10 protein-coding genes are annotated in these 13,756 nt (G+C 64.8%); 1 reads left to right on the top strand and 9 read right to left on the bottom strand.

The features are described from left to right. Positions 1–42: 42 nt before the first annotated feature. The gene (locus tag EBBID32_RS10875) at positions 43–1,506 is read right to left on the bottom strand and encodes an NAD-dependent succinate-semialdehyde dehydrogenase (RefSeq protein WP_006956605.1); all 1,464 of its coding nucleotides are present in this window, start codon (positions 1,504–1,506) and stop codon (positions 43–45) included. After that, positions 1,503–2,360, bottom strand: a complete 858-nt coding sequence (locus EBBID32_RS10870; RefSeq protein WP_006956603.1) for a GNAT family N-acetyltransferase — start codon at positions 2,358–2,360, stop codon at positions 1,503–1,505. Before EBBID32_RS10870 ends, EBBID32_RS10875 begins: the two co-directional genes overlap by 4 nt. A gap of 205 nt (positions 2,361–2,565) precedes the next feature. Between EBBID32_RS10870 and EBBID32_RS10865 the strand changes: the two genes are divergently transcribed. Then, complete coding sequence (locus EBBID32_RS10865) at positions 2,566–4,038, top strand: aldehyde dehydrogenase family protein (RefSeq protein WP_231382170.1); 1,473 nt, start codon at positions 2,566–2,568, stop codon at positions 4,036–4,038. Here the strand turns inward: EBBID32_RS10865 and EBBID32_RS10860 are convergent, their stop codons facing one another. From EBBID32_RS10860 to EBBID32_RS10830, 7 genes are all read right to left on the bottom strand, one after another. Then, a complete protein-coding gene (locus tag EBBID32_RS10860) occupies positions 4,039–6,690 on the bottom strand; it encodes a hypothetical protein (protein ID WP_006956599.1) in 2,652 nt (883 codons plus the stop codon). 24 nt (positions 6,691–6,714) lie between these two features. Further along, on the bottom strand, positions 6,715–7,533 hold the full coding sequence (locus EBBID32_RS10855; RefSeq protein ID WP_156022530.1) for a hypothetical protein: 819 nt from the start codon (positions 7,531–7,533) through the stop codon (positions 6,715–6,717). Between the two features lie 97 nt (positions 7,534–7,630). Beyond that, a complete protein-coding gene (locus EBBID32_RS10850) occupies positions 7,631–8,098 on the bottom strand; it encodes a DUF4402 domain-containing protein (protein ID WP_006956597.1) in 468 nt (155 codons plus the stop codon). 73 nt (positions 8,099–8,171) lie between these two features. Beyond that, positions 8,172–8,678 (bottom strand): DUF4402 domain-containing protein, encoded by a 507-nt coding sequence (locus tag EBBID32_RS10845; protein ID WP_006956594.1) that lies wholly within the window; start codon positions 8,676–8,678, stop codon positions 8,172–8,174. A gap of 135 nt (positions 8,679–8,813) precedes the next feature. Beyond that, positions 8,814–9,242: a DUF4402 domain-containing protein gene (locus tag EBBID32_RS10840; protein WP_231382169.1), complete on the bottom strand. Its 429-nt coding sequence runs from the start codon at positions 9,240–9,242 to the stop codon at positions 8,814–8,816. 139 nt (positions 9,243–9,381) lie between these two features. After that, entirely contained in the window at positions 9,382–10,032 is a 651-nt protein-coding gene (locus tag EBBID32_RS10835; RefSeq protein ID WP_006956588.1) for a response regulator transcription factor, read from the bottom strand. A gap of 144 nt (positions 10,033–10,176) precedes the next feature. Then, complete coding sequence (locus EBBID32_RS10830; protein WP_006956587.1) at positions 10,177–13,734, bottom strand: CHASE domain-containing protein; 3,558 nt, start codon at positions 13,732–13,734, stop codon at positions 10,177–10,179. Positions 13,735–13,756: the final 22 nt, after the last annotated feature.

The following is a 13,756-nucleotide window of genomic DNA, read 5'->3' as shown; positions in this document are numbered from 1 at the left end:
GAAGTACGACCCGTCGACAGGCTCAGGGCGAACGGATGTGGGCTAAAGTTTCAGCCCGCCGATATGAAACGCCTTGGTCTCCAGATATTCCTCGATCCCCGCATGCGCGCCTTCGCGGCCCAGGCCCGACATCTTGACCCCGCCGAACGGCGCGACCTCCATGGCGATCGATCCGCTGTTGAGCGCGACCATGCCCGCCTCCAGCCGCTCCGCCACGCGGAAGGCGCGGTGCAGATTTTCGGTGTAGAAATAGCTGGCCAGGCCATAGCTGGTCGCATTGGCCAGCTCGATCGCCTCATCCTCATGGGTAAAGCGGAACAAGGGCGCGACCGGGCCGAACGTCTCTTCCTCCGCCAGCCGCATGTCCCGCGTCGCGCCGGTCAGCACCACCGGACGCGCAAAGCGCTCCCCCGTCGCCCCTTCGGGTGCCTGCGCAAACAGGGTCGCGCCATGCGACAGCGCATCCTCGACATGCGCCTTCACCTTGTCGGCGGCGGAGACGTTGATCAGCGGCCCGATCGTGCTGCCCGGCATATCCCCCGGCGCGACGTTCAGCGCCGACACGGCCCTGGCCAGCTTCTCGGCAAACTGGTCGTACACGCCATCCTGCACCAATATCCGGTTAGCGCAGACGCAAGTTTGCCCGGCGTTGCGGAACTTGCTGACCATCGTGCTGGCGACGGCGAGGTCGATGTCGGCGTCATCGAACACGATCAGCGGCGCATTGCCGCCCAGCTCCAAGCCCACGCGCTTGATCGTGTCGGCGCACTGCCGCATCAGTAAAGCACCCACGCGGGTCGATCCGGTAAAGGACAGTTTGCGCACGACGGGGCTGGCGGTCAACGCCCCGCCGATCGCGGTGGGCAGGCCAGTGACGACGTTGAACACGCCCGCCGGGAAACCCGCTTCCTCGGCCAGATTCGCCATGGCCAGCGCGCTATAGGGCGTCAGTTCCGAAGGCTTGACCACCACCGGGCATCCCGCAGCCAGCGCAGGCGCGCATTTGCGCGTGATCATCGCAGCCGGGAAATTCCACGGCGTGATCGCGGCGGACACCCCGATCGGCTCCTTCATCACCAATATGCGGCGATTGGCTTCGGGGGCGGGAATCATGCCGCCCTCGACGCGGCGGGCTTCCTCGGCAAACCATTTGATGAAGCTGGCGGCATAGCGGATTTCGCCCTCGGCCTCGGCGGTCGGCTTGCCCTGCTCGGCGGTCATGATCCGGCCCAGATCGACAAGATTGGCCAGCACCAGCGCGTGCCACCGTTCCAGCATGGCGGCGCGATCGCCTGCGGTCCGTGCCTTCCATGCCGGGAAAGCGGCCTCTGCCGCATCAATCGCCGCCTGGGTATCGGCCGCGCTGCAATCGGGCACCGTGCCGATGATCGCACCGGTCGCGGGATTGTCGACCGGCACACTCGCGCCGGATGCCGCGCCGACCCACGCGCCGCCAATATAGGCGCGCTCGACGAAAAGGGCGGGGTTGGAAAGGGAAAGGGTCATCCGAGCGCCTGTGTCGTGAGGGAAAAGATTTTGATCGAAGGGTCCGTTTGCGGCAACGGGCCACGCACCATGCGCATCACCCGGCCAACGCAGGGCAGGCCCAATTCGTCCAGCCAACTGCACAGGGCGCTTTCCTCCGGCACGTCGAGCCGACAGAAAATGCCGTTGTTCGACCCCAGCCAGTGCGAAATCAGTGCCTTCGCGCCCCCGGTATCGGGTGCCACGGTCGGCCCGACGACATAGCCGCGCCCGAACCGGCGAAACAGGGCAAAGCCCACCGGCTCATTGCTGCGCGTCAGCACCACGCCCTGCGCGCCGGGCACCAGCGCGTCGAGCAGCGCGTCGCGGTTCATGCCGCTCGCCCGCCGCGCCAGCGCATGAAGCGTCGGCATGTCCTTTGCGCCGAGTGGCCGCACCCGCTCGTCGGGGATGAGTTCGGCGACCGGCACGGCAAAGGCCGCGCCCTGATGCTGATAGACCGGGCCGATGCTCTCAAACCCCAGCTTGCGATAGAGCGGCGCGCCTTCATCGGTGGCGTTGAGCAGGATCGTGCGATCACCCAGGTCCGCCATCACCTTTTCCATCAACCGGCGGCCCAGCCCCATGCCCTGCGCGGCGGGCGATACGATCACCATCCCCAGCGTCGCGGCATCCGTGCCGTACAGCCATGCCATGGCCGTGCCGATCACGTCGCCATCGCGCTCCGCCACATAGCCAAAACCAAGGCTGAGCAGCATGTCCCAATCCTCGATCCGGTGCGGCCATTTCTGTTCACTGGAAAGCGCGTGGGCAGCGGGCAGGTCATCCACGGTCATCGCCCGCAGGTCCACCATCGCCTCTATGCCTGTCGCCATGCGTCTTGCTCCTCGGCGGAAAAGGTCGTCCGCCTGCCCTGATTAGGAATCACTTGGGGGCAACCTTAATCGGCGCCCTCAAGCATTGGCTGCTGCCTTCGCCCTGATTTTGGAAGATTATCGCGCAGACTTTCCCGCGCAACTGCAACACATGCCGCGCGCGATCCATATTCTGTTATCAGCCTGCATGAAGGAGAGCCGCGCAGTGGATGTTTTCAACCCCGATCTGATCGCCTTGCCACAGGGCAGCAATTTTATCGGCGGGCGGCGCGTTATCGGGCGTGGGCAGGCGATCCCCGTGCGGCGGCCATCGGACGGGCGGGTCTATGCCGATCTCGACAGTGTGGACGACGCGCAATTGGGTGAAGCCGTCGAGGACGCCCAGCGCGCCTATAAGAGCAGCGGCTGGGCGCAGACCGATCCGCGTGGGCGGATGCGGGTGTTGCGCCGCTGGGCCGACCTCATTGAGGCGGACATGGAGACGCTTGCGCCGCTCGAAGCGCTCGGCTCCACCCGCATGATCCACGAAATCCGCGCCTGGGACGTCAGCTACACCGCTGAAACCGTCCGCTTCTTCGCTGAATGGGCGGACAAGATCGGCGGCGAAGTCGCGGCGACCACTCCGGACAAGCTGGGCCTCACCATCCACGAACCCTATGGCGTCGTCGCGGCGATTGCGCCCTGGAACCTGCCACTGGTGATGGCCGCCTGGAAAATCGCGCCTGCCATTGCGGCGGGCAACAGCATCGTGTTGAAGCCGTCGGAAATGACGCCGTTCAGCATCGTGCGTCTCGCCGAACTGGCGATCGAGGCCGGCCTGCCCGCGGGCATCTTCAACATCGTCCAGGGCGACGGGCGCAGCGTCGGCGATCCGCTGGTGCGGCGTCCTGAAGTCGCGAAAGTCACCTTCACCGGATCGACGGCTACGGGCGCAGCGATCATGACCGCCTGCGCCCAGACCGGGCCAAAGCCGGTGACGCTGGAACTGGGCGGCAAAAGCCCGCAGATCATTTTCGCCGACGCAGGGCTGGACAAGGCATCGGCCATCGTTGCCCGCGCGATCACGCTCAACGCCGGGCAAGTCTGCGTCGCGGGATCGCGCCTGCTGGTGCAGGAGGGCGTCGCCGATCAGGTGATCGACTGCATCATGACAGCCTTCGCCGCGCACAAGGCGGGACCGACCTGGGCCAGCGACAGCACGCTAGGCCCGATAATTTCCGAAGGCCAGCTCGACCGGATCGACGGCATCGTCCAGCGCGCCGTGGCCGATGGCGCACAGGTGCTGACCGGCGGCAGCCGCGCCACCGCGCCACAGGATGGCAGCTTTTTTCTGCCCACTTTGCTGCAAAATGCTGCGCAGCATAGCGAAGCGGTACAGGGCGAAATTTTCGGCCCCGTGCTGACCGTCCAGACCTTCACGGACGAAATGGAGGCCTATGCGCTGGCCAATGACAGCGCCTATGGGCTGGCGGCGGGCGTCCACACCAGCGACCTGACCCGCGCCCTGCGCGCCACCCGCACGCTGGAGGCCGGCACCGTCTGGGTCAACCGCTATGGCCGCAGCAATGATTTCATCCTGCCCACCGGCGGCTTCAAGCAATCGGGCATAGGCAAGGATCTGGGCCGTGAGGCCTATGTTGCCAATCTCAAGACCAAGGTGGCGCTGATCGAATTCTGATCAGCGCGCGGCCATCTGCGCCGTCGCACGCACGTCGATCACGCCCAGCCGCGCGATGCTGCGCGCCTGCCCCAGTTCGACGATTTGCTCGACATGGGCGTGGCGGCCCTGCGCCACTTTCAAACGGTAACGGCCATAACGGACCCGCTCGAAACTGAACATGCCGTCAAATTCGGTGCGGGCGCGATAGGCGGTCGCACCGTCCATCGTCTGCAATTCCATCATCTCCCCCGCCAGCGCCCGCCCGTCCATCGCCAGCATCCCCTCTACCGCAGCGGAGGGCGACACGCCCAATTCCACCACTTCGCGCAACCCCGCGCGTGGGGTGACGAGGATGCCGGGATTGCTTGTTATGTCGAACGGATCGGACAGCGACGCTTCGTCCAGCGCAATCTTGACCGGAGTAGCGGGGCTTAGCCCGTCCAGTTCCGTGCCCTCGGTCGCCTCGTCGCGCAGGCGCGCTGGCAGCGGCATGTCGTTCACCAGCACGCCGACCGGATCAGGGAAGGGCGGCTCGCCCGCATCACGCCGCCCGTTGCCGTCAAGATCGTGAAAGGCCCGCACCAGCAGCGCGCCGCCGCGCGCCTGTGACGCTGAACGCACGCGCCCGAACCGCCCATCGCCATCCGGCCCGACGCTGAATGTCAGTCCCAGCCCGACGGCAAAGGCGCGGCGGCTGTCGCCTGACAGGTTCAGCGTCAACGCCGCCCGGCCGAAATCGCGCGCATAGGCCGCGTCGATCGCGAGCCTATCGTCACCCGCGGCATAATTGGCGGAAATCTGCACCATGTCGGCGACGCCGAGCGCCCGGTTCGCGGTCAGTTGCACCCCCATCAGCGCCGGATCAGGCGCCAGTCGCCAATGCACTTCGCCGCGCAAGCGTATCTTGCCTGCCCGCCCACTCACCAGCAGCCCCGCCGTCGCACTGTCGCGCGCTATCCCGCCGGTCGCCCTGACCCGGCTCCACCCGCCGACCAGGCTGGCTGACACGCTGCGCGTCGCTACGGACAGGCGACCATTTGCCTCCATCCCCTGTCCGCTGCGCTGCCGGGTCGATCGCAGGTCGAAATGGACCGGCAGGATCAGCCCCGCGGCATGGACCGGCCGGTCGATCGCAACCCCGATGGAGGATCGTAGCGCCGGGTCGATCCGGTCGGACAGCAAGCCGCGATTGCGCACCGCCTCCACGGCAACGCTCGTCTTGAAGATATCGCCCACGACCGACGCGCGCATCGCCGCGCCGCCACCCTTGCACCCGGCCCAGGATAGCTCCCCCAGCATCCCCGCCAGTCCGCCGCGCAGGTTGAGATGCGCAAAATTCGCGCTGCCGCTTGAGGACGGCGCACGCATGACCGCCGCGCCGACCGACGCCCCCCGGCCCAGCCCATGGTCCACCGCCATGGTGCCGCGCCACCCCGATGCCGGGGTCGGGCGGCTTGCCCCGAAACGCAACAGATCATGATTGCCCTGCACCAATGTCGTGGACCACCATGTTTCGCCCGGTCCTGGCGATTGCGCTGCTATATTATAGACGCGCCGCTCACGCCGCACTTGCCCCTGCGGGCCATATCGCACCACTTCCAGCACATTGACGCCATGGCGCAACGCAACGTCGCGAAAGGCATAGCGCCCCGCCGCATCGCCAGGTGTCACGCGCAGCAATTCGCCGTTGCGATAGAGTTCCGCGTCCCACCCCAGCGGCAACAGCCCGGTCAACGCCACCTTGTCAAATTCGCCGATAGCATCCAGCGGCCGGTTGGTCAGCGCCACGCCACGCCCGCTGGCGGACCCGGCGACCAGCGGCACGGCAAAACTGTCGACATCCCCGATGGCCGCCTGCGTCGCGCCGACCGGACCCAGCAATTGCCCATCGGGATCGGCCCGGTACAGCCGCAACCGCAGGCTGTCGGGCATCCCGTGCGCGTCGGATGCCAGCCGCGCTTCGACCGACGCATAGGCCAGTTCGCCCGTCGCCAGCATTTCATAGCGCGTTGCCCGCGTCTGCGCGCCCTTCGCGTCGCGCTGCCACCCGGCTGACAGCGACGCATCCAGCGCGGGCATACGCCACAGTCGATAGGGAAAGGCGCGCCGTTCCAGCCCCGCGGTCTGCGGCTGCGCCCTGGTCGTCAGCCGTTCCGCCGCCGCCGTCCGGCGCAACGCCGCTTCGATGGGCAGGGGGGTGGGCGATGTGATCGTCAGGATCGCATTGGTCGTGTCGGCCTCGAAGCTGACGCCCAGCCAGCGGCCCAGCGCGGGCGTTGCTACACACCATCCCGACCGGCTGTCATAAATGTCGTTCGCGCCCAGCCGCATATATTCCGTGCCGAACCGCGCCTCGCCCTTGTCGCGATCGATGGCGATGCGCCGCGCCTCATCGAATGCCCAGCCTTCCGCCCGGCGCTTGTCCTCGCTCGGCACCACCGCGATCTTCAGCGCGTCGATGACATCGCCCAGATCCAGGCATATCGACTCCTCGACCGCAAAGGCGCGGATGCCGTTGCCAACCGACAGCGATCCGACCCGCGCGTCAAACAACAGCGCGTCGTCAGAGGACAGCGTGGCGGTCGCCGCCATCGCCGGACCCGCGCAGAGCAGCAGCAGGACCAGCAGGCATGACAGCAGGATACGCCACAGCCGGGGCTGCGCGTTCATCGGACTTCGCCCGGTTGTCTGGCGTCAGGGCCGCGCCACGGGCGCTTCGCTCACCGCCCCGCCCGACGCCGGGTCCGTTTCCACGAACCGCACCTTGAGCGGCCCTGTCGCCCGCGCCAGCGCCGTCCTGTCGATCGGCAGCATGATGTGCCGCTGCGCCACTTCGGGATAGGCGGCGACGCCCTTGATCGTCGCGATCGGCGTCTTGCCGTCGGCCTGCATCAGGTCCAGCGTGCCATAGACGGATCGGTCACCCGCGCGCATCAGGTCGACATCCAGTTGCGCCTGCCCCTCCTGCACGCTCAGCCGGGCGTTGCTCAGGCTCGCGCTGCCCTTGGGTTCACCCACGCGCACGATCACCGGAATGGTCACGCCGTAAATGGGCGTCAGGCTGATCGACATGCCGTCCGTGGCGGGTTGCGGCGCGGCTGCATCGGCGACGTCCGGCACGGCGCGGAACAGCAGGTGCGCGCGATATTCGCCGCCCGGCATGGTCGGCGGCACCCGCACGCCAATTCGCACCGTCTGCGACTGCTGCGGCGCCAGCGTGATCTTGCGCGGGGCATAGGTGATCAGGTCCAGCGCGGCGGCATCCCGTTGCGACGCGGTCGCTTCATCGACCGATTCAATCGTCCCTTGCGCCGTCATCTTTCGCAGCACCAGCGATATGCGGTAGGTCGTCGCCCTGTCGCCGGTATTGTTCACCACCACTTCGCCGCCGCTATTGGGCGCCATGATCAGTCGGGTGGGCGCGACCAGCAGGTCGCCTGCGGCCGCCCGCGCGATCGTCGGCGCAAGCGCAGGGATGGCGGCCATCGCCATCACCATCATAATGCGTTTCATATAATACCCCATGTCAGCGGCATCGTGTCCAGCGGGCCGCAAGGGTCAGGGATGACGAAAATTGGTTAGCAACTCGCTAACCATGTGGTGGCGACGATCAGAAATATTCGACCATCACCTCATAGCTGCCGATGTACGCCCCTTCGGGCTGCGCCGCCGACAGGGTGAGTGTACCGCCGACGCTAAACTGATTTTTGCGTTTGCCGGGGTTCAGCACCATCGTCGATTGCGACGCCTTGGGGATCGCCAGCATGGCGTCGCCGCGCGCGGTGGTCAGCTGCGCGGGGGTCAGCAGGATGCCGACCATATAATCTTTCGGCCCGGTGACATAGAATAGCCCGGTCCGTTCGCCGCCCAGACATTGCAGCCCGGCGGAGCAGCGCATGACGCCCGATGGCGTCAGCGTGATCGTGCCGCCCGACGATGTGGCCGCGACCATCCCGAAACTGATGTCGGTCGCGGCCTCGACAATCGGCGCAGATTTGCGCGTGTCGGCCAGCGCGAGCTGACCGGGCAGGGGGAACAGGCTTACGGCAATCGCCGCCATGGCGGGCATTGCACGCATCACCCTGTCCTCCCCTCCGGCATCGGCGCGGCAAGGGTACGGCGCTAATGCGCCGCCCCGGCCGACCATGATTTTACTGATAGGAAACCGAAACCGAATATTGGCCCGAATAGGAACCAGCAACCTGATTGGCGCCGACGTTCAGCGTGCCCGCCACCTTGAAGCTGCCCGCGCCAGTGCCCGACAGGGTCATCGCCGACGTCGTCGTGGCCAAAGCCACGGCCATGCTGTTGGAACCGCCATCTGTCAGGGTGATCGACGGATTGTCGATCGCGACGCTGACGGTTTCGTTCGCCGTGCCGGTGACCGCAAAAGCGCCCGCCGTCGTCGTGCCAAAGCAGGACAGGCCGCTACCGCACACGCGGCTATTATCTTCGGCAATGGCGACGGTGGCAGCAGCCGCGGACGGCACGATCTTGCCAAAGTCCAGGTCCGACGATTTGGTCACGGTGATAGCACTCAGGATCTTGACCGTCGCATCGCCGGTGGCGGATGCGGCATGGGCCGGTTCGATCGAAAGTGCGGCGCCAGCAAACAGCATGGCAGTCAGGCCCAGGGCCTGAACGGATTTCTTGGTCATATGATATACCCCTTGGATTGCGTCGGCATTCCAGCTCCGACAGGGATATGGATAGGCAATGTCCGTCTATCTAAGGCTAATGGGCATGGTAAAGCCGCCATTAACCATGTGAACGGGCAAGAATTTACCTATAAACTACTGATATTCAAAGCTAATATTATATTGCCCGGCATAGATGCCCGGCGGTGTTCCCGCTGCCACGATCATCTGCCCGCCCACGGCATAGGCTGTGCCAGCCGGACTGGCCATCACCACCGGCCCGGACGGCAACAAAGTCACCATCACATGCGCGGCATCCGGTCCCGTCATCGCGACCACCGGGTCGATCGACACCGCCAGAGGCAATTCAGCGCCGGTCAGCCGGAACAGCGCAGGCTTGCCCTCGCCCAAACACAGCGTAACGCCGTTACATTCGGTCCCGCCATCGGGCCGCACTGTTACCATGCCATCGCGCGCCGCAGGAAGAATACGCCCGAAATCGAGCGATTCTTCCTGGGTCGCCGATAACGACCGGATGATCGTCACCGCCGCGCCGCCAGAGGCGGCATTCGCTGTATGAACCATGGCAAGGCTGGAACAAGCCATGGCTCCGGCGAACAGGATGACCCGCATCAAGGGGTATGAAATGATGCTGCCATCCCGCATTGCGCCGTTGTGCCCGCGAATTGGTATAAATACGTAAGCATAAATGCTTACCGCAACGTTAAGCCTGTTGCAGCGCTGGCGAGGCGCCATTGTCCGGGTTCAGCGTCACAAAGCCAGACGCATAGGCCAGCCGCATCACATCGGTGAAATTGTCCGCGCCCAGCTTCAGCATCAGTTTGGCGCGATGGGCTTCGGCGGTGCGCACGCTGATCCCCATTTGCTCGGCCGCGTCCTTGTTGGTCATGCCGCTGACCAGCAGGCGCAACAGTTCGCTTTCCCGTTCGGAAAGGCCCGCGATGCGCTGCTGCGCGTCGGCGCTGGCGCTCTGGTCGTTCAGTACGGCCTTCAACTGGTCCAGCCCGGCCTTGACTGCGGCATAGAGCGCTTGGGGCTGGCACGGCTTTTCCAGATAATCGACCGCCCCCATCTTCATCGCCTGCACCGCCTGGCGAATCTCGCCCTTGCCCGACATCATGATGGTGGGAAACAGGCTGTGTTTGGCACCCATTTGCGCGATCGTCTCGAACCCGTCCAGGCCGGGCATATAGACGTCCATCAGCAACAGCCCGCCAGCGACCGGCATGGCGTCGAGGAACTGCGTGCCGGACGCGAACATCTCGACATCGATTCCCGGCACGATTTCCAGCATGTCGCGTAACGCAACGCACGTGAGTTCGTCGTCATCGACGACATAAACCTTATGTATCACGCCGACCCCAGCCTGTTAAACATTTGTTATATACTTGCGCTAGCGGAACTGCATGACGCCATCAAGCATTCTGGGGTGCAAAACCGGCACAGGATCGCCCCACAGGGGGACAGAATCCGTCCTGTCAGTAATGGTAGCGTTAAATCACCGGTCCATCCGCGCTGTGATCGTCGCGAATCGACTGGCGGCCTCGCGAATCTGTTGCGGCCATTGCCTGTCGGACCAACCATCCAGCGCTTCATAAAGCTCTCGCAGCGCGCTGGTCGTCGTCGCACTCTCGAACAGGCCCGCAGTCCCTGCCAGCTGGTGCATCGCGGTGCGCAGATCAGCCTTCGCCTCGCTGGTCAGGCCATCGGATGCGGCGGCGTTGGCGAACTGTGCAGCGATATTGTCCAGCCGTTCGCGATACATGTGCGCCAGCCGGGGCGCAGACGACGGGGATGGAGAGGATCCATCCGCCACCCGATGGTCGTTACCGGCACGCAGCCACGGCTCCAGCACCGCCTGCAATTCGCCTAGCCGCACGGGTTTCGCCACATGCCCCTGCATCCCGGCGTCCAGGCAGGCGGCGATGTCGTCGGCATAGGCATTGGCGCTGATCGCGATGATCGGCAGCTGATCGGCGCTGTGTCCCCGCCTTCGCAACTTGCGCGCCGCCGTCAACCCATCCATGTGCGGCATACGCAGGTCCATCAAAACCAGCGCATAGGGCAATCCGCGTGCATGGGCGTCGTCCACCTTGGTGATTGCTTCGACACCATTGGTCGCGATTGTGACATCATGGCCCAGCCGTTCCAGCATTTCCGACACCAGCAGCTGATTGATGTCATGATCTTCGACCAGCAGGATGCGGCGCGCGACCACGCCCTTGACCCGATCTGGCTGGGCAGGCGGTGCCGCCGCCACCGTCTCATCTTGCGCTGCCACCAGCGGTATCTGAAGCGCGACGATGGTGCCTTCACCCAAATCGCTGCGCAGCAGAATATGTCCGCCCATCAGCCGCGCCAGCTGGTCGCATATCGCCAGGCCAAGGCCCGATCCGCCATGGCGTTGCGCGGACCCGCCATGCGCCTGCACAAATTCCTGAAAGATCGCGGTCTGCCGGTCGCGGGCGATGCCGATACCGGTATCCTCCACCGCTATGCGCAGCATGGCACCAGGCAGCCTGACCGCCCGAATGGTGATATGCCCCTCATGGGTAAATTTGATCGCATTGGCCAACAGGTTGACGATGATCTGGCGCAGTCGCAACCGGTCGCACAATATCATCTGCGGCAATGCCGGATCGACGATGACGGACACGGGCAACGCCTTGCGCTCTGCCAGCGCATTTAGCGCGGCAACACTCGCCTGCAATTTTTTCCGCAGGTTCACCGGTTCGGGTTCCAGCGCCATCTGCCCCGCCTCGATCCGCGAAAAATCCAATATGTCGTTCAGCAACTCCATCATCGATTGGCTGGATTCTAGGATCAACTCCAGCTTGGTGCGCTGTGCATGACGTGGTTCATCCTGCAACAGCAATTCGGTAAAGCCGATCACACCGTTCATGGGCGTGCGGATTTCATGGCTCATATTCGCCAGGAACACTGCCTTGGCATTGGCTGCCTGTTCGGCGCGCACCAGCGCATTCTCATTTTCCTGTTCCAGCTCTTTGCGTCGGCTAATGTCGGTGCCAACCCCGATCAGGCCGATCAGCTGGCCCTGCGCATCCATTTCCGGGCCGCAGATCAGATCGACCCAGCAAATGCCGCCATCGCTGTGGCAAAAGCGTAACTCCACCCGCCACGTCAGCCCTTGCGAAACGGCGGATCGCCATTGCGCGCGTATCTTCTCGCGATCATCAGGATGGATCGCCCCCATCCACCCCACGCCCATCACCGCGCCGCGCGACAGGCCGGTGGTTTTCAGCCAGGCATCATTGGCAAAATTGCAGAAACCCAGATCATCGGTGCGGAAAATGCCCGCGGGCGACAGGCTGGCGAGCGCGGAAAAATGCCGTTCGCTTTCCTCCAGTGCGCCGACCGCGCGCTGGAGCCCCGCTTCGCGCTCCATCAACTCGCTGGTCTTGATCGCCACCTGCCGCAGCGCATAGGTCTCACGCCGGATGTAGGACAGCGCCAATATGCCGAATATCCAGCTGATCGCCAGTCCACACACCAGCACCAGCCACCCCTCGCTGGTCGATACGCTCCCCTCGAACTGGGGCGTGCTGGTCCAGCGCACCGTCCATCGCTGTTCCATCAGCAACAGGGTCCGGGTTACGCTATAATGGGGTTTGTGATCGTCCTTGGCCGCGCTGGCATAGATGGTGTCATCCATGTCCGCCACAGGACCATCGAAAATATGGATGTCGATCGAACGCCCCTGGCTTTGCGTCAATCCTTCCATCAGGCGGCTGGCGATGAATGGCGCATAGATCCACGCGATCAGCGCCCTGCGCCGCTGATCCACGGTGGCATGGGGCAGGTCGGCGCGATAGAGCGGTCGCAACAGCAGGAAGCCGGGGCGTTGCTGCTTGTCCTGCACCAATATGATGCGCCGGGTGATCGTTGCCTTGCCGGTGTCGCGCGCGTGCAGCGCAGCGGATCGCCGTCGGGCATCGGCCAATATGTCCAGCCCCATGGCCGCGCGGTTGGCCGCGACCGGCTCGATCTGGGCAATGACGCCGCGCAAGGCGGCCCCGCTGTCGGGATGGATGCGATAGCCGGGGAACGCCTGTTGCTGCTTTTGCAGGAAGTCCGGCAACTGCGCAGCGTCCAGAGGACGGATATAGCCCATGCCGTTCAGGCCGGGCAGGAATGTACCCATGTCCAGCGCGGTAACATAGGCGCGCCAGTCCTCCGGAGTAATGTCGTCTGACGCAGCAAACAGCGCTGCTGCGCCATCCAGGCTGCGGGCATAGGCTTCCAGCCGGTACTGCAACGCCCGCTCATTCTCCCGCGCCAGCACGGCGAAGCTGGCCTGGTTGCGGTCATGGACAAATTCGGATGTGACTTTCCACGCAGTCAATGTGCCGCCGATCATGACCATCATGACGGCGCTCATCGTGGCAGTATAATGCGCAATCGGCTCCCCGCGCCACAATATCCGCCATCCCTTCCAGGGACTGAGCATGATGACCGGGGTTACGATCAGCACGCCCAGCAGGTCGCCGGCCCACCAGGTCGTCCAGCTTTTGGCAATCGCCGCGGCCGGGATCGTGTGGTTCAGGTAGAGCGTGGCGACGCCAATGCTTGGCGCGACCAGACAGGCCAGAGGACAGATCAGCGCTGCCATCACCGCAACATCGCTCGCCGATGTCAGCCGGATCGGCGTCCCGAACCGGACGCGCACGATGTTGCCGGCGATCAGCGCCTGCAATGTCGATCCGATCGCGATGCATAGTGCGTTGGACAGGATCAGCGGCAGGCCCGCCGTCTCCATCCGCATCATGCCGATGGCGGCATTGACGACGAACGAACCGACCGCAACGCCCGGCCACAGCGCACGCCCGAAAATCAGGATGGCGGCCACCGCAATGCCCGACGCTGGCCAGATCAAAGTCGCATAGCCGGGCGGGATCGCCATTTTCAGGCCCAGCCATCCGGTGACGCAATAGACCAGCGCCAGCCCAGCATTCAGCATCACGGCGCGCGGCGCAAATCGGCCCCCGCGCACCGTCCGGTCACCTCCGGTCAACGCCCGGCTGCCTTGTTGCTCCATCTTGCCCCCCGGCACAGGCAGG

This window comes from Sphingobium indicum BiD32, from assembly GCF_000382885.1.
In the GTDB taxonomy this organism is placed as follows: Bacteria; Pseudomonadota; Alphaproteobacteria; order Sphingomonadales; family Sphingomonadaceae; genus Sphingobium; species Sphingobium japonicum_C.
This window is presented reverse-complemented; position numbering and strand designations above follow the sequence as displayed.